The sequence below is a fragment of the Haladaptatus sp. AB618 genome (assembly GCF_024136965.1).
GTDB lineage: Archaea > Halobacteriota > Halobacteria > Halobacteriales > Haladaptataceae > Haladaptatus.
The window spans coordinates 72717-90812 of record NZ_JAMYJX010000008.1 but is presented as its reverse complement, the minus strand read 5'-3'; the positions used below and the strand labels follow the sequence as shown (position 1 = coordinate 90812).

Below are 18096 nucleotides of genomic sequence, written 5' to 3'. Positions count from 1 at the left end.
ATGTCGGAAACGGCCGACGAATCCGGAGCAGCAACGCAGGGTCCCCAGGAGTACTGGCGTGCGAAGTACATCAACGAAATCGTCGGTACGTTCATCCTCGTCCTGCTCGGCGACGGTGCAGTCGTCGTCTCGGTGCTGACAGGTGGGTATGACCTGTTCGGCGTATCCATCTTGTGGGGATTCGCCGTGATGTTCGCGGTGTACTGGGTCGGCGGCGTCTCGGAGGGTCACATCAACCCAGCGGTCACGATTGCGAACGCCGTCTGGCGGGACTTCCCGTGGCGACACGTTCCCGGCTACATCGTGTCCCAAATCATCGGGGCGTTTCTGGCGGCCGGAACCCTGCTCATCACGTGGTCGGGGTACTACCGGAGTTTCAGCCAAGCGAACAACGTCGTTCGCGGACAACCCGGTAGTTCGATCACGGGAATGACGCTCTGGACGTTCTTCCCGAACCCGGCGTTTGCGGGAGTGAAAGTCGGGGATTACAACACGCTGCAACAGGCAGCATCTCTCGTTTCGTTCCCACAAGCGTTCTTCAGCGAGATGGTCATCACGGCTATTCTCGTGGCCGTCATCTTCGCCCTCGTGGACGACGAGAACCCGATGGGAACGCGCGCATCGCCCGCTCTCGCGGCATTTCTAATCGGTCTTCTCGTGGCGGCGCTCGTCCAGTACGAAGCACCCATCAGTATGGCCGCGTTGAATCCCGCCCGCGACCTCGGTCCGCGAATCATGGGCTACTTCGCCGGATGGGGGTCCATCGCGTTCCCCGGTCCGCGGGGTGGCTGGTGGCTGCCGACCGTTTCGACCATCGTCGGGGGTATCATCGGCGGCGGGTTATACGACGTGCTAACGCGTCAGTACGTCATCAAACTCGAAGCCGAGGATATCGAACCCGAGGAGCCTGCGGTGCACGATGAAGAACACGAAGGCTCGACGGGAGGAAGCTAACGAGTGCCCGTGACGACTTCAGACGACCCGGACCGTTCGACGGGAGCGTACCTCAGACTGATGTTTCTCGACCCGGTGAGCCTCGTCGGACTCACCGTTCTGGTCTCCGGCCTCGTGCTCGTCGCTATCTCCGCCCCCGGAACGGCGGTCAACAAGCCGCTTCTCGGCGGGACGCTGATGCTCGTTGGAACCGTGTTGTTCGGTCTCGGCTACACGCGAGCACAGTGGGGATTGCGGCGGTGGCGGCGATAGCATGAAGCGGGTTCCACACCAAACGTTGGAAATGACCCGTATGGAACGTACTGTCACCGTCGTCCCCGAGGCCGGATTGCACGCCCGACCAGCATCGCGCTTCGTCACGACCGCCAACGAGTTCGAATCGGATCTCACCGTCGCCCTCACGGACGGCGACCCGGTCAACGCCCGAAGCATGCTGTCGGTGACGACGCTCAACGCGCGGCAAGGAGACGACGTTCGACTCGTCGCGGAGGGGGACGACGCCGAAGACGCCCTCGACGCGCTGGAGGACGTGCTCACTACGCCGGAGGATGGGGAAGCGTGACGACCGAACTCTCCGGAATCGGCGTGACGCCGCGCGCCGGCGTCGGTGGGGTCGTTTGGTACCGCGGAGCGACGGATCTCCCCGATCCGCCCGACCCGACGACGGTCGATCCCGAGGAAGAACTCGCGACGTTCGAGGCCGCGCAAGCGACCGCACACGAGGAACTCGAACGGGAGCGGGAGCGAGCGACCGACCGCGTCGGCGAGGACGAAGCCGAGATTTTCGACGCGCATCGCGCGTTCGTGGACGACCCGGAAATCGTCGGCGGCATCGAGGCGGCCATCGAGAACGGCCTTCCGGCACCACACGCGATCCAGCGTGCGTTCACCGATCCGATCGCCCGATTCGAGAACCTGGAGGGTTCGATGTCCGAACGGGCCGACGACCTGCGCGACGTGCGCGACCGACTCCTGCGAATCGTCACCGACGGCGACCGCATGGACCTCGGCGACCTTCCCGATGGATCGATACTCGTCGCGGAACGGCTCACGCCGAGCGACACGGCCCAACTCGACCCGGACGTGCTGTCCGGGTTCGCGACCATCTTCGGCGGGCGAACCTCGCACGCCGCGATCTTCGCCCGCTCGCTCGGCATCCCCGCTGTCGTCGGCGTCGGCGACGAACTCGCACAGGTCGGCGACGGCCGGGAACTCCTGGTCGATGGCGAGAACGGCGTCGTCGTCATCGATCCCGACGAGGGCGCGAAACGCCGAATCGCCGACGCCGAAACGCCCGTCATCGACGACCACGTTTCGACGGCGGACGGGGAGGAAATCGAAGTCGCGGCGAACGTCGGGACGCTCGCAGAGCTCGACGTCGCGGCCGAACAGGGTGCCGACGGCATCGGCTTGTTCCGAACCGAATTCCTGTTCCTCGACCGCGACGCGCCGCCGGACGAGGACGAACAGTACGAGGTGTACACCGAGGCGTTGGCAACCTTCCCGGACGAGCGATGCGTCGTCAGAACGCTGGACATCGGCGGCGACAAGCCGATTCCGTATCTCGACGCGCCGGACGAAGCGAACCCGTTCCTCGGCGAGCGCGGGATTCGGCGCTCGCTCGGCCCGGATTCCGACCTGTTCGAAACCCAACTGCGCGCGCTGCTGCGCGCTGCCGCGGACGATTCCGCGGGGACCCTCGCCGTGATGTTTCCCCTCGTCGCCAGCGTCGAGGAACTCGACGCGGCGCTCGCGCGGGTCGAAACCGTCGCCGAGGAACTGGACGAGGAAGGCGAATCGTTCGACGTGCCCGAACTCGGCGTGATGATCGAGACGCCCGGCTCGGTGTTCATGGCCGAGTCGCTCGCCGAGCGGGTGGATTTCCTGAGCATCGGGACGAACGACCTCACCCAGTACGTGATGGCCGCGTCGCGTGAAAACGAGCGAGTCTCGGACCTCCACGACCCGCGCTATCCGGCCGTCCTCCGGGCGATTCGTCGGACGGTCTCGGCGGGACACGAGGGCGACGCGTGGGTCGGCATGTGCGGCGAGATGGCTGGCGACCCCGACCTGACGGAACTGCTCGTCGGTCTCGGCCTGGACGAACTCAGCATGAGCGCGATAACCGTACCGGACGTGAAAGCGAACGTCGGGGATATCGACACCGAGACGGCGCGAGAACGCGCTCGGCGCGTTCTCGACGCCGAAACGCGCGAAGAGGTCGCCGAGTTGTTGTAAACCTCTTACAATTTCGAAATCTCTCCGGCTTCTTCGGCCGCTTCGAGCACCGATTCGACCGTGGCCTTCGGGCTGTTGGCCGTGACGGCCGCGTTGACCGCGCCCTCCAGGATGGGCGCGTCGGCGATTTCCGCTTCGACATCGGCCATTTCGATGGCGAGCTCGGTGTTCATCACCGCACTGCCCAGATCGACGAGGACGACGACGCCGTCCTCGTCGGCGAGCGAATCAAGCGCCTCCTGAATCACGGGCGTGCTCGTTCCCAGACCGCCGTCCGGGTCGCCGCCGACCGCCTCGATGGGAACGTCGCCCGCCATCTCGGCGGCGACCTCCCGAATCCCCTTCGCGGCCTGCTCGCTGTGGGAGACCACGACGAGTCCGATCATTCGGACCCCTCCGTTCCGTCGCCGTCGGCCGCCTCGGGTGTCGCTTCCTCGTCCGGTACCGTCGGCGACGTCGCGTCGGCTTCGAGGTTGCCGTCCCCGAGGTGGGAAACGGCGGTCTCCTGAATCGCTTCGAGCATGAACAGGGTGCTCGTCGCGCCGGGGTCCTGATGCCCGACCGACCGCCAGCCCAGATACGATGCCCGACCCTTCAGCGCTCGAATCGGCGTCGTGAAGTTCACGCCGCGCTCCGCGGCGTCGACCGCCTTCGTCAGCGCCTCCACCGGTTCGAGGTCGTCCTGTTCGATGGATTTCTTGTAGGTGTGGACGGCGGGCGTCAGCGCGTCCACCATCGTCTTCGCGCCGACCGGCGCGTCTCCCCTGTCCTGTACCTTCTCCAGGAACGCCTCGGCGAACGCCACCGTGGTTTCCGGTGTCAAACCGTCCGCCAGTTCCGCGCTGGCGCTCATGAACGACCCGCCGTACAGCGGTCCGGCGGCCCCGCCGACCTCCGAGATGAGCGTCACGCCGACCGTCTTCACGAGGTCGGCCGGTTCAGCGTCGTCCATCCCGTCCGTCTTTTCGAGAACGGCCTGGAAGCCGCGGTTCATGTTCGCCCCGTGGTCGGCGTCGCCGATGGCCGAGTCGAGGTCGGTCAGGTAGTCCTTTTCGTCCGCCATTCGATCGGCGACCCGTCCGATTGCCGCGAGCACTGCCTCGCGTTCCGTCGCTGTGTCTGCCATTGTTTCCTGATATCACGCACCCTATCGGGGTAAACCTTCGCTCGTGTCGGGCCACGGTGGTATGACATCGAGAAGGCTATCATCATCTCTGTGTGGGACCGTCCCACCATCTTTATGACCTCAGCATGTATTCAATGTGCAACGGCCGAGTGATTACACACTATGCGTCCACTGCCGGTCATTTGCGGTTCCTCGGCAGTCTAGTGGCATTCTATTCGTGTGACGGAAGGACTCACGCGGAGCGCATCACACAGTTCACGCTCGCTCCACGCTACCATGACCGTCCCAACGCGCCGACCCGACAGTGACCAGAACAGTGACGAGAAGGAACACGACGATACGTCGGTCACGTACCATTTCGTCTGTGGGTTCTGCGACGAGGTGTTAGAGACCGAATCCATCGACGGGATGTACGACCGAGGTACGGCACATCTGGAAGATCACAGAAACGATTTGCTGGTGTCGTTCGTCAACGGACCTCGACAGAACCGCTGTGAAACCGACTGCGGGTACGTTTTCCCTATCGACATAGACAGCGTCGATGGTTTCGAGTGTCCAGATTGTGGGCACGATAATTTCGGCTCGCTCGCGAGACGACATCTCTACTGGGGTATGGAACTGATATCTCGGTGAGCGCCTCGCAGTGTCCCCTATCGCCGAACGGGTTCCGATTGCGGGTCAATTCCTGCTTGCGACTCGATGGAACGTTTTTCGGGTCGTCTCTGCACGTCGGAACTCCTAACGTAATCGTCGGAAGCCGTTCACTTCCCCTTTCATCGATACTTCTTCTCGGGTTCATCGGATCCCTGACCGACTCCTCTCTTCCGAACGTCCTCGGATTTGACTTGATAGCCTGGTTCGTCGTGATTTCGCTAGCGGCGCTCTTGTTGGTCGAAGCTGGTGTCTTTGGACGATAACCGACCTTCGACCGAATCTCTCGCCATACTGGGCGGATACTTCTGCGATTTGTTCTGAACAGAAGACTCATTACTGACACTGATTGAGCCTCGTCCAATGGAATTGACGAGGCGAGCGGCCCTCTCCACCGCGCTCGCGGCCACGCTCTCCGGTTGCAGTACGCTCGGCGGCAACGGAAATTCCGTCGATTGGTCTGCTCCGTTCGAGGGCGATTATATCGCCCAAAAACCGTATCTCGATCACAAATACGTCGCCGTTGCCACCGATGACGGTGGAATCGGTCTCCTTTCCGCGGATTCCGGAAACTCCGTCGCGAGTACGCCGCGCAACCGTTCGAACGCTGCGGGCACACCACCCGTTCCTATCGTGGACTCGTTTCTCACCGTCACCGACCACGTCGTCCTGCTCGATCCGTCCGGGGAGTTGAGGTGGTCGCAAGCACTCCCGGACGGGGGATACGCGAGCATCCAGTCCCGCCCTATCGTCATCGATGGCTCCGCGTTCGTGACGACGAGCGAATCGTACGTGTACCGTATCGACGTTCGTGACCGCGAGATACATCGTGTCGGCGACCTCACCGTTCCCGGCCGCTGGTGGAACCGGGACGGGCGACGGGTCGTCGTCGGCACTCGGTCGCTCGAAACGGCGCTGTTCGACCTCGATTCCGGCAAACAGCGCTGGACGACGTTTTCGAACATGGTGGCTCACCCGTTCCTGTACGAATCGGACGTCGTGACGTCGGTGTACCGAAACGGCAGTCTCGAACTCGTCTACATCGACCCCGACGACGACACGGAACGCTGGAGCAGAACGCTTCCCGGTTCGGTCGTGTCGTTCGCTGGCTTGGTGACCGACGATTTGCTCGCGGTCGTGACGGGTGAACCGTGGGAACGGGATAAACAGGGTCAGGTTTCCCTCGTCAAGCCGAAAACTGGCGAAGTCGTCGCTACGAATGACCTCCCACCGAGGGTGAACGGGCCGGGCGATATCCGCGGTTCGACCCTCTTTCTGACGTGTTACGACGGAACCGTCCTCTCCATCGACCCGAAGCACGGAAAACGAACCGAGTTCGAACACGACGGTCACATCACGTCGCCACCCGCCGTTCGCGACGGAAACCTCGTGTTCGGAACGGACGAGCCGAAACTCTACTCGATTCAGTTGGACTGATAAAAATCAGTTTCCGCCTACGTCACCGTCAGCGCGGGCGTTTCCACCGGATGCGCCAGCAGTTCCTTCAGTTCGTCGTCCAGTTCCAACACCGTCACCGAACAGCCCTGCATGTCGAGCGAGGTCATGTAGTCGCCGACCCACGCGTCCCACGTCTCCAGCCCTTCGTCTTCCAGTATCGACTGGAGTTTCCGGTTCACGATGTACAGTTCCGACAGCGGCGTCCCGCCCATCCCGTTGACGATGGTTGCGACCTCCGTTCCGGGGTCGAGGTCGAGGTCATCGAGGACGTTTTCGGTGAGTCGCTCGGTGATGTCGTCCGCCGAGGTCATGTCCACGCGTTCGACGCCGGGTTCGCCGTGAATCCCGATGCCGAGTTCGATCTCGTCGTCGCCCAAATCGAAGGTGGGTTCGCCCTTCTCGGGCGTGATGCAGGACGTGAGCGCGGTTCCCATCGTCGCTACGTTGTCGATGACCTTCTGGGCGACCCGCTGGACTTCGTCCAGATCGCCGCCCTCGTCGGCCATCGCGCCCGCGACCTTGTGGACGAAGATGGTTCCACAGACGCCGCGGCGACCGGAGGTGTACAGCGAATCCTCGACGGCGACGTCGTCGTTGACGACGACTTGTGCGACCTCCACGTCGGATTCCATCTCCGCTAGTTCCCCCGCCGTCTCGAAGTTCATCACGTCGCCCTCGTAGTTCTTGATGACCATGAGGACGCCCTCGCCGCCGTCACAGGCCTGTACCATCTCGCTGACCTCGTCGGCAGTCGGCGACGTGAACACTTCCCCCGCCGCCGCTCCGTCGAGCATTCCAGGACCGAGGTAGCCCGCGTGCGTCGGTTCGTGTCCACTCCCCCCACCGCTGACGACGGCGACCTTTCCTTCGACCGGGGCGTCGTTCCGAACGAGGACGTTCGAGTCCGGCAGTCGACGAACCTCGTCCGGGTGCGCGGCGACCATCCCGTCCAACATCTCGTCCACCACGGCGGATGGTTCGTTGATGAGTTTTTTCATGCGTCGTGTTACCATCTACACGCTGGCGCATAAGGGTTCCTTCGGACGGAACGACCCGCCCTCAGTCCAGCAGTTCCATCTCGTCGTCCGAGAGTTCGATGTGCGAGGCGGCGACGTTCTCGTGGAGGTGCTCCACGCTCGATGTGCCCGGAATCGGGAGCGTGACGGGCGAGTGATGGAGCAACCATGCCAGCGCGATTTGCCGCTCGGAGGCGTCGTGTGCGTCTGCGACTTCTTCGAGCGCTTCTTCCTTGTCGCCGAGGTCACCCGCGCCGAGCGGGAACCACGGGATGAATCCGATGTCGTACTCCTCACAGGCTTCGAGCACGTCCTCCGAATCGCGGTTGCCGACGTTGTACTGGTTCTGCACCGTGGCGACGTCCACGATGTCGCGGGCTTCCTCCAACTGCTCGACGGAGACGTTGCTCAACCCGACGTGGTTGACCTTTCCCTCGTCTTTGAGTTCCGCGAACGTGTTGACAGCGTCCTCGAAGGGAACGTCGGGGTCCGGTCGGTGGTACTGGTAGAGGTCGATGGTGTCCACCTTGAGCCGGTCGAGACTGCCCAAAATCGCGTTGCGGATGTAGCCAGGTTCGCCACATTTCGGCCACGAGCCGTCGCGGTCGTCCCGCCAGAGACCGCCCTTCGTGGCGACGACGAGGTCGTCCGGGTAGGGATGCAGCGCCTCGCCGATGAGTCGCTCGCTCACGGCCGGGCCGTAGGAATCGGCGGTGTCGATGAAGTTCGTCCCCGTCGAGACGACCTCGTGGAGGACGCGTCGGGCCTCCTCCTCGTCGTCCGGTCGACCGATGACGTCCTCACCGGTGAGACGCATCGCACCGTACCCCAGTCGGTTGACGGTCAGTTCGCCGCCGATGTCGAACGTATCGCTCTCGTTTTCGAGCGTCATATCGAGAGAGGTAACCGCCCAGGAGGTAACTTCTTTTGGCAAACAGTGTCGTTTGCCGCTTCGTCCGGACCCCGAAAACCCGAACTCCCGATGGCGGTTTCGCGGGTCGCCCGTAGTATATTCCGAACGAGGGGGAGTACCTATAAACGGCTTCCCGTCCTCGCTGTTACTATGTCACAGGAAGTCGCCGGATACGACAGCGATTCCGGTCTCCCGTCCTCCGTCGTGGAGGGTGTGCAGACCATCAAAGCAGGAATCGTGAGTACCGCTCTCATGCTGTTCATCTTCCTCGCTGCGGAGTCGGAATCGGGGTTCAAGCTCGGCGTCCCGGCCGCGATTGCGAAGTTCGTCAGGATGCCGGGGGACTTGTATCTCGGGTTCTCCGTCTTCGTTTTCATCGGCATCGTCGTTTGGCCACTGCTGTTCGCGGCAATCGAGGACAAGTTCAAAGTCCTACCGGGGAGCGGGGATATCGCCGTTCGCGGCGTCATGTTTTCGCTCCTGCTGTGGTTGGCCTTCCTCGGCCTCGGTTCGACGGGGATGCAACTCGAAAGTTCCGCACTCCTCGTCCTCTATCTCGCCTTCAGCTTCCTCGCACACGTCGGCTACGGCTACTCGCTCGGCGTCTTCTACGGCCGGTTCACGCGGTAGGCGGCACCCCCGTCTGCTAAAATTAGAAAAACGTTCGCCTATCTCGGCGAACTACCGCGACTCCAATTGCTCCTCGAACCACTGCCACTCCTTCGAGAACATGCCGTATTTCTTGAGGTTCCACACGTCCGCGTCGGTGACGATGTCGCCGTTGCGGTAGGACTGGAGCATGTTCCATATCCAGACCAGCGACCCGAGCGCGATGAGGACCGCGCCGAAGGATGCGATTTGCTGGAGGAGTTGGAATTTGACCGGGTAACTCGCGTACCGGCGCGGAAGTCCCATCATTCCGAGGACGATGAAGGCGTTGAACGTGATCATGACGCCGACGAAGGTGAGCCAGAAGTGGACCTTCGCGAGGGTCCTGTCGTACATCCGGCCCGTGAAGATGGGGAACCAGTAGTACACCGCCGCGAACATGCCGAACGGGATCAGTCCCATGATGATGAGGTGGAAGTGGCCGACGACGTAGTAGGTGTCGTGGAGGATGAGGTCCACGGGAATCGCGGCGAGGAAGACGCCCGTCACGCCGCCGATGATGAACGTCGCAATCGATCCCACACAGAACAGCATGGGCGCTTCGAGGCGGATGGCTCCGTTCCACATAGTCGAGATCCAGTTGAACGTCTTGACGGCGCTCGGCACCGCGATGGCCAGCGAGACGGCCATGAAACTCGCGCGGAGGCGCGGGTCCATTCCGGTGGCGAACATGTGGTGGGCCCAGACGCCGAACGAGAGCACGCCGATGGCCAACGTCGAGTAGACGACGAACTTGAACCCGAACAGTTTCCGTCCCGAGAACTTCGGGATGATGAGGCTGATCAGCCCCATCGGCGGCAGGACGAGGATGTACACCTCCGGATGGCCGAAGAACCAGAACAGGTTCTGCCACAACATCGGCCCACCTCCCCCCGTCGCGAAGAACGTCGTCCCGAACACGCGGTCGAGCAGGAGCATGATGATGGCGCTGCCCAGGAGGGGGAACGCGAACAGGATGAGACCCGCTTGTGTGAGCGCCGTCCACGTGAAGATATCGAGTTCACTCCAGTCCACGTCCCGAAGCGTGAACGTCGTCACGATGATGTTGATCGCACCCAACGTGGTGCTGATGCCGGAGAGGTGTAACCCCAACAGCATTATGTTGATCATCGGGTTCGGCCGCTGACGCGCCAGTGGCGTGTACATCGTCCAGCCGGTTTGCGGCGGTTCGAGGCGGAAGAACGGACTCGCAGCGGCCATTCCGAGCACGGGTTGGATCACGTGCCCGATGATGTCCGAGAGGAGTCCGAAGCGAACCAACACGAACGCTGCCGGAAGCATCCAGAAGGCGACGGCGTTCACCCGCGGGAACGCCATGTCGTCCGCCCCGATGAGTAGCGGCAGGAAGTAGTTGATGAACCCGAACAGGACGGGCGTGGCGAAGAAGAACAACATCGTCAGGCCGTGCATGGTGAACAGCCCGTTGTACGTCGCCGTGTCCCACACATCGACGCTGTGGGTGAACAGTTCCGTCCGTATCATCATCGCGTCCGTGCCGCCCCAGAAGAACGCGATGCTGCCGAACGTGAGATACAGAAGCCCGATGTCCTTGTGGTCCACCGTCGTCAGCCATCTGATGACGCCCGTCGGTTTCCCGTACCCGGACGGGAATCCGTGGGCGTAGCCGCCGTCCGCCTTCGCCTCCGGTTTTCGTCCGGCGCTGACGATGTCTTCGATGCGTATCGAGCGACCGAAATAGAGTGCGAGCGCTAGCAGCGCGACGCCGATTCCGACACCGATCGCGGTTTCTCCAAGCAGATTCATTGTAATCCTCTCGTTACCGAATATCTCTCGGCTGGTAACCGTAGTTTCAGGTGCGATACGACTCGTAATCCAACGTATGGCTGGATGGTTTGTAACCGACCGGTTCGTTCCCAGTCGGTGAAAACGGCCACCGTCATTTTACCTCGTGTCTTTCATCGGTATCCCGATCAACGGGTGCCGGGTTTGCATCAAAACGGACTGGGTGTTGCTCCCGAACACGACCTTTTGGGCCGGGCTTCGCTTTTGACTCAGGCCGATGGCGATTTCGTCCGCGTCGAGTTCATCCGCGGTGGTGAGGATGTCGTGAGCGGGGTCGCTCCTGTCCGTGTTCTGTTCCGTTTCGATATCGAACCGGTCCCCGAGTCGGTCCTGGAACACCGCCAACGCATCCTGCCCTTCTTGGACTAACTCCTCGTCGTTTCCGCCGTGAATCGAGTTCAACGCGTGAACCTCGTCTCCCTCGTGGAGTCGGCCGTCGAGATACTCACATATCCGCTCGCTCGTCTCGGCGCTGTCTGTTCCTGCAACGATTCTCGTCATAAATAACGCGAGTATCGGAAGAACCATAAACGAGTTGGCAGGCAAAATGATGTGTCCCGTCAGTACATATTTCTCCTCCCGTCGAAACGAAAAGCGGTTCCCCCTCGTAGACGAGGGAACGAGACATCCACACTCGTTCACGGAGCGGTTCTCGAACGGCCGCCACGCAACACGTTCCGTAGCGGATTTCCACAACTATACAATCCCCGCACCGCTGTTCTGGAACATGGACGATATCGCCCGGCTCGCGGAGCGAGTTCGTGACGCCGAAACCGTCGTGGCGTTCACGGGTGCCGGAACCAGTACCGCATCGGGGATTCCCGATTTTCGAAGCGATTCGGGAATCTGGACCCAGTTCGACGAAGCGGACTTTCACTACCGTCGATTTCGAACCGACCCGGCGACGTTTTGGACCGATCGCCTCGACCTCCACGAAACGATGTTCGGCGGCGAGGTCGACCCGAACGAGGCACACGACGCGCTCGCCGACCTCGCAGCGAACGGCCAGTTGGACGCCATCGTCACGCAGAACACGGACGGACTTCATGCCGAGAGTCTGAACGGTCACGCGGACGGCCAAGACGCCACCGAGTTGGTCGAACTGCACGGCAACGCCCACCGCGTCGTCTGTGAGTCCTGCGGGCGGACGGCCGACGCCGCTCCGGTGCGAGAACGCGTGCGCTCCGGCGAACTGCCGCCCCGCTGTACCGACTGTGACGGCCTGTTGAAACCGGACGTGGTACTGTTCGGGGAGCGGTTGGACGAGGGGACGCTTCGCCGCGCCCGGCAGTATGCGAGGCGAGCGGACGTGTTCATCGCCATCGGGTCGTCGCTCACCGTCGAACCGGCGGCGTCGCTGCCGCGAACCGCTACCCGCAACGGGGCGACGACCGCCATCGTCAACTTCGACCGAACGCCGTTCAGTCCGCGCGCGACGTTCGACGTCCGGGGGGACGTGACGACGGTGCTTCCGGAACTCCGTTCACGGGTCGTGACAGAGGGAAACTCCCTCGGAACTGAAACGCCCTGATTCGACGTTTCTCGGGGCCAAATGTCCCGATTTTGGAAATATCTCCCTTCTGGTTTGGGTACTGTTTTTTGTCGGTGTACGTTCTACCTCCATCCATGGCAGAGAATGACTCACAACCGTCAGTGGAAGTCGATATCTCCGAGGAGGTCGTGGAACCGGAATTCGACTCCTTCGCGGGAATCATCACCGACGGGTTCATCGGCGCGGTCGGCGGTCTCGTCGGCACTGCCGTCATGACCGCGATACTGCTGGTCGGAACCACGCTCGGAGCGTTCGACCTGAATTCGTTTGCCGTGTTGGCGCAGTTGACGGGCGTCGACGTGCTCCTCCCGTCGAATCCGGCGGCGGTCGGCTACCTCATCTTCCTCGGCGGCGGGATGGTGACGTGGCCGCTCCTGTTCGTCTCTATCGGGTCGTATCTGCCGGGTGAGAACTACGCCGCCAGGGGCCTCCCGTACGGGTTCGTCCTCTGGACCGGCTTCGTCATCGCGTTCTACGATGGCTACGCTGGGCTGTTGCTCGGCGTCTACCTCGTCATCACCCTCCTCGGACACCTCGCCTACGGATTCGCCCTCGGCGCGGTGTTCGATTACCTCTCGAAACGCCCGACGACGCTGGTGTAGCCGGGCAAAAATTCGATCTACCGTTCGTCCGCCGACGTCGTGTACTCCTTTTCGGGTTTCCGTTCGTGCTCCTCGAACGTCTCCACGAGGTCACTGACGTCGTCTCCCGTCTGCATCCGATACTCCCGCAGTATCGAGAGGACCCGTCTGACTTCGTCGTCCGTGAGTGACACGGTGGTTGGCATATGTTCACGGAAGCGTCGAGCCCCCAAAAACGTCGTGCCAAAAGGGACAAAAAGGAGCCGACGAGGGGTCGGAACCACCGAAACGAACCCCTGACTCGTAACCGATAACTGAACTACTATTTCCCGTCGGCCCTTACTGTCCGTATGGACCTTCCTGACGAGACGCACGTGGGGGCGAGTCAGGCTCTCGAACGGCTTTCCGATCCACTGCTCGCGCTCGATTCCGACTGGCGGGTGACGTATCTCAACGACCCGGCACGGGAACTGCTCGGCGTCGGTATCGACGAACAGTTGCCGACGGCGCTTCCCACGGCGGCGGGTGAGACGATTCTCGACCACTGCAAGACGGCGCGGCGGAACGACCGCCCCGAACCGTTCCACATCACCTTCGATGCCCGATATCAGGCGACCGTTCATCCCGGTGTTGACGGCGTGACGGTGCTCTTTCAGCGGTCCGAGGCCGCCACGGAGGACGTCGTCGCGGAACTCGATCTGAAGGAGCGGGCCATCAACGAAGCCCCGGTCGGTATCACCATCGCGGACGCACAACCGGACGACCAACCGCTGTTGTACGTCAACGAGGCGTTCGAGGAACTGACCGGGTACCCTTCCGACGAGGTACTGGGCCGCAACTGTCGGTTTTTGCAGGGGGAGGAGTCTGAGCCGGAACCCGTCCGGACGATGCGTGAGGCCATCCACGACGAGGAACCGGTTTCGGTCGAGCTGTTGAACTACCGTCAGGATGGAACGGAGTTCTGGAATCGGGTCGATATCGCGCCGATTCGTGACGACACGGGCGACGTCAGTCACTTCGTCGGGTTCCAGACGGACATCTCGGAGCGAAAGCGGGCGGAGTTCGCCGCCCGCCAGCGGGCGGACGAACTCGAACACCTGCTCGAACGCATCGAGGGACTGCTCGGGGACGTCACGAGCGCGGTGGTCGAAGCGCCGACGCGCGAGGCCATCGAGACGGCCGTCTGCACGCAGGTGACGCAGGTCGAACCCTATTCCTTCGCGTGGGTCGGCGAGCGCGACGTTCGAACTGACGGAGTGGAGGTGCGGACGGTTGCGGGGGAGTGTGATCCGGACCCCGACCATCCCATCGTGAACGAGGCACTGGAGACCGGAGAGCTACAGATAGCCCACCTCGACATCGAGGGATGTGCGGCGGCCGCGGCGCTTCCCATCTCGTACCACGACACGGAGTACGGCGTGCTCGTGGTAAGCGCGACGAAATCCGACGCGTTCGACGAGCGCGAGCAGGTCGTCCTGAAGTCGCTCGCTCGCGCCATCGGTAGCGCCATCAACGCCCGCGAGACGCGTCGGATCCTCATCGCGGACAGCGTCGTCGAAGCCGAGTTCTCGTTCCGAAGTTCGGACCTCTTCTTCGTGGATATCGCGGAGCGAACCGACGCCGAAATCAGTTACCTGCAATCGACGAACCACGACGACGGTTCGGTGGTATCGTTCTTCTCGATTCAGGGCGCGTCCGCGGACGACGTGTTCGACATCGTCTCGGAGCGCGACGACGTTCTCGACGCACGATTGGTGGCCGAACAGGACGAGGAAACCCTCTTCGAGTTCGTCCTCCCGGCGGGAACGCTCGTCTCCACGATGTCGGATTACGGCGGGAAGACGCAGGAGATATCGGCCACGCCGGACGAATCCCGCGTTCTCGTCGAGTTCCCACAGGAGGCGGACGTTCGCGGCCTCATCGAGCGCTTAAAGGATTCGTACTCCGGAACGGAACTGCTGGCCTATCGCCACCGCGAGCGTCCCGCGAAGACCAAACAGGATTTCATCGAGAGCCTGACCGATTCGCTCACGGAGCGTCAGTTGGCCTCGCTTCAGAAAGCCTACGTCAGCGGCTTTTTCGACTGGCCGCGACCCGTGACGGGGGAGGAACTCGCCGAATCCATGCGCATTTCGCGTTCGACGTTCCACGAACACCTTCGGGCCGCGGAGCGGAAACTCTGTGCCGAGTTCTTCAGCGATGAGTCGGCCTGACTTCCCCGGTTCGAGGTTGTCCGCTTCCCTCCTTCGAGGTAGTCCGATCCATCCTTTTACGGTAGGGCGACCCAACCATTCCACGTCGCTCGACCCATCGTTTCGAGGTAGTCCACCCCAATTCGTTTCAGCTCCCCTTCGATTTTCTTCATATCGAGCCTAACCCGGTCGAAGGCGTCTCATAACAATATAGGCAGTGGTGAACGTTTCCTCCATGCCCGGCGTAACCGGTGGTACTCTTAGCGATCGAGCATTCGACGAGATGCTCGACGCGATGGACCACGAGGAATGGTACGAGACTGCGGAACGATCGATTGGCGACCGTCGAATCGGACTCGTTCACCACGGCGACCGAGACCCGAACGGATGGACGACCTGGCGTGACGGCAAGAAGGTCGGCGTCCTGCACGGCGTGATATCGAATCGAGACGAACTGGGTCGTTCGAACGGCGAGATTTTCGAACGGGTGCTCGCGGATCCCGACCGAACCCTTCCGGAACTCAGCGGACCGTTCCTGCTCGTCGCCGCTGATCGCTCCTCCACCATCGTCGCCACGGACAAACTCGGCACGCGGCCCTGTTACTACTCGACCGTCGACGGATTCCTGTTCGGCAGCGAACTCAAATCCCTCATCTCCCAACTCCACGCGCCGCGGATGGACGAACGCGCGGTGAGCGACATGCTGTTCATGGGCTACGTCTTCGGCCGCAAAACGCTCGTGAACGACGTGCAGTCGCTTCGACCCGCATCGTACCTCCGATACGAGAACGGGAACGTCCAATCCCGTCGCTACTGGGAGCCCGATTTCGGCATCGACCCACAGGAGGGCTACGTCGATGAGGCGATCGAACGCTATCGCCGAGTGGTCGGCAACGTCGCGGGTACCATCGACGGCCGAACCGGCGTCTGGCTCTCCGGGGGCCTCGACAGCAGGACGCTCACCGCCGCACTGAAGGACGAGATCGACACCGTCCGAACGTTCACCTACGACAACTCGGCGACGCAGGAGGACCGCCTCGGTGCCGAGCGCGTCTCCGACGCGCTTTCGGTTCCCAACCAGTTCTGTGACTATTCCGCGAGCGAGTTCATGGAATCCATCGAACGCGGCGTGGACATCATGGACGGCATGCTCCAATGGTCGTTCTTCGTCAACCTCCCGCCCGTCCTGAACGACGTGTCGGGGGAAGTCGACGTGCTGTTCGAAGGGAGCAGTCAGGGCGAGTTCTTCGGCGACGTGCTGTATCGGTCGTACCTGACCGGCAAGTCATCCGTTGACGCGTTGGTCGCCCAGAAGGGTCAGATCTCCCCTCTCCAGGTGCGATCACTCCTCTCGTCGGACGTCTCGCCCACGCAGTCGCTCAGTCGAGTGGTCGAAGGGAGCACGCAGCCACGGCGGGAACACCGGACCCTCGATGCGCTCTGGGAACTGTTCGCCGACTCTCATTTCCGGTCGAACCGCCTCTATCGCAGTCAGGCCGGGACGCGCGTGCCGTTCGCCGACGGCGAGTTCATGAACCACGTCGCTCGGATGCCCTACCAGCGCTATCGAATCGGGGCGATTCCCGGTACCCGTGGTCGGGTGCCGTCCGCCGTCGCGCCGCTCAAACTCGAAGTCGCCCGTCGCGTCGGTGGTCCCTCCGCACGCGTCCCCTACAATCGGACGAATCGGCCGCCGACGTCACCGCTCGCGCTGCACGCGCTCGGGTTCGTCGCGGACAATCTCAAAAAGCGGGCCACGGGACCGGATACGTGCAGGATGGGTCGCTGGTACAGAAACGACCCGAAGATGCGCGCGTTCGTGGATTCCCTGCTCGACGATGCCGCCGACCGCGAGATTTTCGATGCCGATGGAGTGCGGACCCTCCAACACGAACACCTCGACGGGCACGCGGACCACCTGAAGCCGATTTCGGCCATTACGACGCTCGAACTCTGGATGCAAAAGCACCTCGACACGGTACGTCCGTCCGCTGGACAGCGTGTTCCTGTGCGCTAGATTGGCACAGATATATAAGATATCGATCTCACATTGAACTGAAATAGCAACGTTCAAGGGTCGCCGATTGGACGGTTCGAATGCATGGTACGCGGCGGGGCGGTACGTGGCGTCAGTGCTCGGGCTATCGAATTCCCCCTCGTCAGTCTACTCTATCCCCCCTCGATTTCTCGTCCCTTTGATCGTCTACTCTATCCCCCCTCGATTTCTCGTCCCTTTGATCGTCTCCTTTCTTCCTTCCTGTCTATCTCCTCCCTTTCTGTCTCTCTTCTTCTCCCGTGTCGAGCGTGGAGTGGGCGAGTGAAGACTGCACACCCAGATGGAACATACGAAGATAGTGATTCAAGTCGGGAAAGTATCGTGAGAAAGGAGATGGGGAAACCGTTCGGAATGTGGAGTACACCGCCATCGCTTGAAACGGTCATCTCTACCCCAAACCGAGTACGCAGACTCCGTCTTACACAAAAATATCGGAAACATATCTGTATCTGATTTCTTACGATTCTTTGGTAATGTCGGCGTCCTCTCGAATGATCTACTACTACCTATCCAAAATAACAGAAACATATAAGCATTCGGGCCGTAATGCCGAGACAGGCTGATCACGGTGTCTCAACAAACGAACGACAAATCGGGGATCGGAATATCCAAGAAGCGCCTCACTGCGCTCATGCTCCCAGTGCTGGGCGTCTGCTGGTTGGCGTTTCTACTCTTCCCCGGCTATCTCGGAGAGGAATCGACCATCGATTACGCCGCGATGACGCTCGGCGTCGGACTGATGGTCGCCGGTGTATTTCGTTTTCTCTACTCACCGGACGACGAATCGGGCGACGAAGCCGAATCCGAATCCGGTGAGTCTGCCGACCGGAACGACGGAACCGACTCGGCGACATCTGACGAATGAAGCCGAAAGAGAGAGCACGCTG

The 18096-nt window shown here is 61.8% G+C and carries 18 protein-coding genes; 11 read left to right on the top strand and 7 right to left on the bottom strand.

Features of this window, described 5'->3' with window-relative positions:
- Genes NKF26_RS20140 through ptsP form a run of 4 tightly spaced genes read left to right on the top strand, consistent with a single transcriptional unit; the run spans position 1 to position 3192 of the window.
- On the top strand, positions 1-954 hold the full coding sequence (locus tag NKF26_RS20140; RefSeq protein ID WP_253227869.1) for an MIP/aquaporin family protein: 954 nt from the start codon (positions 1-3) through the stop codon (positions 952-954).
- Between the two features lie 9 nt (positions 955-963).
- Complete coding sequence (locus NKF26_RS20135) at positions 964-1206, top strand: hypothetical protein (protein ID WP_253227868.1); 243 nt, start codon at positions 964-966, stop codon at positions 1204-1206.
- A gap of 40 nt (positions 1207-1246) precedes the next feature.
- The gene (locus tag NKF26_RS20130) at positions 1247-1516 is read left to right on the top strand and encodes an HPr family phosphocarrier protein (protein ID WP_253227867.1); all 270 of its coding nucleotides are present in this window, start codon (positions 1247-1249) and stop codon (positions 1514-1516) included.
- Positions 1513-3192 (top strand): phosphoenolpyruvate--protein phosphotransferase, encoded by a 1680-nt coding sequence (ptsP, locus tag NKF26_RS20125; protein ID WP_253234800.1) that lies wholly within the window; start codon positions 1513-1515, stop codon positions 3190-3192. The genes NKF26_RS20130 and ptsP overlap by 4 nt, the downstream gene beginning before the upstream one ends.
- 5 nt (positions 3193-3197) lie before the next feature.
- Here ptsP and dhaM read toward each other — a convergent pair whose 3' ends face one another.
- A complete protein-coding gene (gene dhaM / locus NKF26_RS20120) occupies positions 3198-3578 on the bottom strand; it encodes a dihydroxyacetone kinase phosphoryl donor subunit DhaM (protein ID WP_253227865.1) in 381 nt (126 codons plus the stop codon).
- The gene (dhaL, locus tag NKF26_RS20115) at positions 3575-4318 is read right to left on the bottom strand and encodes a dihydroxyacetone kinase subunit DhaL (RefSeq protein ID WP_253227864.1); all 744 of its coding nucleotides are present in this window, start codon (positions 4316-4318) and stop codon (positions 3575-3577) included. The genes dhaM and dhaL overlap by 4 nt, the downstream gene beginning before the upstream one ends.
- Before the next feature lie 1014 nt (positions 4319-5332).
- Between dhaL and NKF26_RS20110 the strand changes: the two genes are divergently transcribed.
- The gene (locus NKF26_RS20110; protein WP_253234799.1) at positions 5333-6406 is read left to right on the top strand and encodes a PQQ-binding-like beta-propeller repeat protein; all 1074 of its coding nucleotides are present in this window, start codon (positions 5333-5335) and stop codon (positions 6404-6406) included.
- A 17-nt stretch (positions 6407-6423) separates the two neighbouring features.
- Here the strand turns inward: NKF26_RS20110 and dhaK are convergent, their stop codons facing one another.
- Positions 6424-7425, bottom strand: coding sequence for a dihydroxyacetone kinase subunit DhaK (dhaK, locus tag NKF26_RS20105; protein WP_253227862.1), 1002 nt, complete (start codon positions 7423-7425; stop codon positions 6424-6426).
- A gap of 61 nt (positions 7426-7486) precedes the next feature.
- Positions 7487-8335 (bottom strand): aldo/keto reductase, encoded by an 849-nt coding sequence (locus tag NKF26_RS20100; protein ID WP_253227861.1) that lies wholly within the window; start codon positions 8333-8335, stop codon positions 7487-7489.
- A gap of 171 nt (positions 8336-8506) precedes the next feature.
- Between NKF26_RS20100 and NKF26_RS20095 the strand changes: the two genes are divergently transcribed.
- Positions 8507-8986 (top strand): DUF6789 family protein, encoded by a 480-nt coding sequence (locus NKF26_RS20095; protein ID WP_253227860.1) that lies wholly within the window; start codon positions 8507-8509, stop codon positions 8984-8986.
- 51 nt (positions 8987-9037) lie between these two features.
- Here NKF26_RS20095 and NKF26_RS20090 read toward each other — a convergent pair whose 3' ends face one another.
- Both NKF26_RS20090 and NKF26_RS20085 read right to left on the bottom strand, forming a co-directional pair.
- The gene (locus NKF26_RS20090; RefSeq protein ID WP_253227859.1) at positions 9038-10789 is read right to left on the bottom strand and encodes a cbb3-type cytochrome c oxidase subunit I; all 1752 of its coding nucleotides are present in this window, start codon (positions 10787-10789) and stop codon (positions 9038-9040) included.
- A 138-nt stretch (positions 10790-10927) separates the two neighbouring features.
- On the bottom strand, positions 10928-11329 hold the full coding sequence (locus tag NKF26_RS20085) for a universal stress protein (RefSeq protein WP_253227858.1): 402 nt from the start codon (positions 11327-11329) through the stop codon (positions 10928-10930).
- A gap of 226 nt (positions 11330-11555) precedes the next feature.
- Here NKF26_RS20085 and NKF26_RS20080 point away from each other — a divergent pair, with 226 nt between their 5' ends.
- Positions 11556-12359, top strand: coding sequence for a Sir2 family NAD-dependent protein deacetylase (locus NKF26_RS20080; RefSeq protein WP_253227857.1), 804 nt, complete (start codon positions 11556-11558; stop codon positions 12357-12359).
- Positions 12360-12454: 95 nt separating this feature from the next.
- A complete protein-coding gene (locus tag NKF26_RS20075; RefSeq protein ID WP_253227856.1) occupies positions 12455-12982 on the top strand; it encodes a DUF6789 family protein in 528 nt (175 codons plus the stop codon).
- Between the two features lie 17 nt (positions 12983-12999).
- On the opposite strand, the gene NKF26_RS20070 is transcribed toward NKF26_RS20075, so the two are convergent.
- Positions 13000-13167: a hypothetical protein gene (locus tag NKF26_RS20070; protein WP_253227855.1), complete on the bottom strand. Its 168-nt coding sequence runs from the start codon at positions 13165-13167 to the stop codon at positions 13000-13002.
- Positions 13168-13311: 144 nt separating this feature from the next.
- On the opposite strand from NKF26_RS20070, the gene NKF26_RS20065 reads away from it, so the two are divergent.
- The 3 genes from NKF26_RS20065 to NKF26_RS20055 all read left to right on the top strand — a co-directional run bounded on the left by NKF26_RS20065 (position 13312) and on the right by NKF26_RS20055 (position 18074).
- Complete coding sequence (locus NKF26_RS20065; protein WP_253227854.1) at positions 13312-15174, top strand: bacterio-opsin activator domain-containing protein; 1863 nt, start codon at positions 13312-13314, stop codon at positions 15172-15174.
- A gap of 214 nt (positions 15175-15388) precedes the next feature.
- Entirely contained in the window at positions 15389-17170 is a 1782-nt protein-coding gene (locus NKF26_RS20060; protein ID WP_253227853.1) for an asparagine synthase-related protein, read from the top strand.
- A 607-nt stretch (positions 17171-17777) separates the two neighbouring features.
- A complete protein-coding gene (locus tag NKF26_RS20055) occupies positions 17778-18074 on the top strand; it encodes a hypothetical protein (RefSeq protein ID WP_253227852.1) in 297 nt (98 codons plus the stop codon).
- The last annotated feature ends 22 nt before the right edge of the window (positions 18075-18096 follow it).

Excerpts from the sequence above, each read along its gene's own strand:
- NKF26_RS20140 (WP_253227869.1), top strand. The coding sequence starts at position 1 with ATGTCGGAAACGGCCGACGAATCCGGAGCAGCAACGCAGGGTCCCCAG.
- NKF26_RS20130 (WP_253227867.1), top strand. The coding sequence starts at position 1,247 with ATGGAACGTACTGTCACCGTCGTCCCCGAGGCCGGATTGCACGCCCGA.
- dhaM (WP_253227865.1), bottom strand. The coding sequence starts at position 3,578 with ATGATCGGACTCGTCGTGGTCTCCCACAGCGAGCAGGCCGCGAAGGGG.
- dhaL (WP_253227864.1), bottom strand. The coding sequence starts at position 4,318 with ATGGCAGACACAGCGACGGAACGCGAGGCAGTGCTCGCGGCAATCGGA.
- NKF26_RS20110 (WP_253234799.1), top strand. The coding sequence starts at position 5,333 with ATGGAATTGACGAGGCGAGCGGCCCTCTCCACCGCGCTCGCGGCCACG.
- dhaK (WP_253227862.1), bottom strand. The coding sequence starts at position 7,425 with ATGAAAAAACTCATCAACGAACCATCCGCCGTGGTGGACGAGATGTTG.
- NKF26_RS20100 (WP_253227861.1), bottom strand. The coding sequence starts at position 8,335 with ATGACGCTCGAAAACGAGAGCGATACGTTCGACATCGGCGGCGAACTG.
- NKF26_RS20095 (WP_253227860.1), top strand. The coding sequence starts at position 8,507 with ATGTCACAGGAAGTCGCCGGATACGACAGCGATTCCGGTCTCCCGTCC.
- NKF26_RS20090 (WP_253227859.1), bottom strand. The coding sequence starts at position 10,789 with ATGAATCTGCTTGGAGAAACCGCGATCGGTGTCGGAATCGGCGTCGCG.
- NKF26_RS20085 (WP_253227858.1), bottom strand. The coding sequence starts at position 11,329 with ATGACGAGAATCGTTGCAGGAACAGACAGCGCCGAGACGAGCGAGCGG.
- NKF26_RS20080 (WP_253227857.1), top strand. The coding sequence starts at position 11,556 with ATGGACGATATCGCCCGGCTCGCGGAGCGAGTTCGTGACGCCGAAACC.
- NKF26_RS20075 (WP_253227856.1), top strand. The coding sequence starts at position 12,455 with ATGGCAGAGAATGACTCACAACCGTCAGTGGAAGTCGATATCTCCGAG.
- NKF26_RS20070 (WP_253227855.1), bottom strand. The coding sequence starts at position 13,167 with ATGCCAACCACCGTGTCACTCACGGACGACGAAGTCAGACGGGTCCTC.
- NKF26_RS20065 (WP_253227854.1), top strand. The coding sequence starts at position 13,312 with ATGGACCTTCCTGACGAGACGCACGTGGGGGCGAGTCAGGCTCTCGAA.
- NKF26_RS20060 (WP_253227853.1), top strand. The coding sequence starts at position 15,389 with ATGCCCGGCGTAACCGGTGGTACTCTTAGCGATCGAGCATTCGACGAG.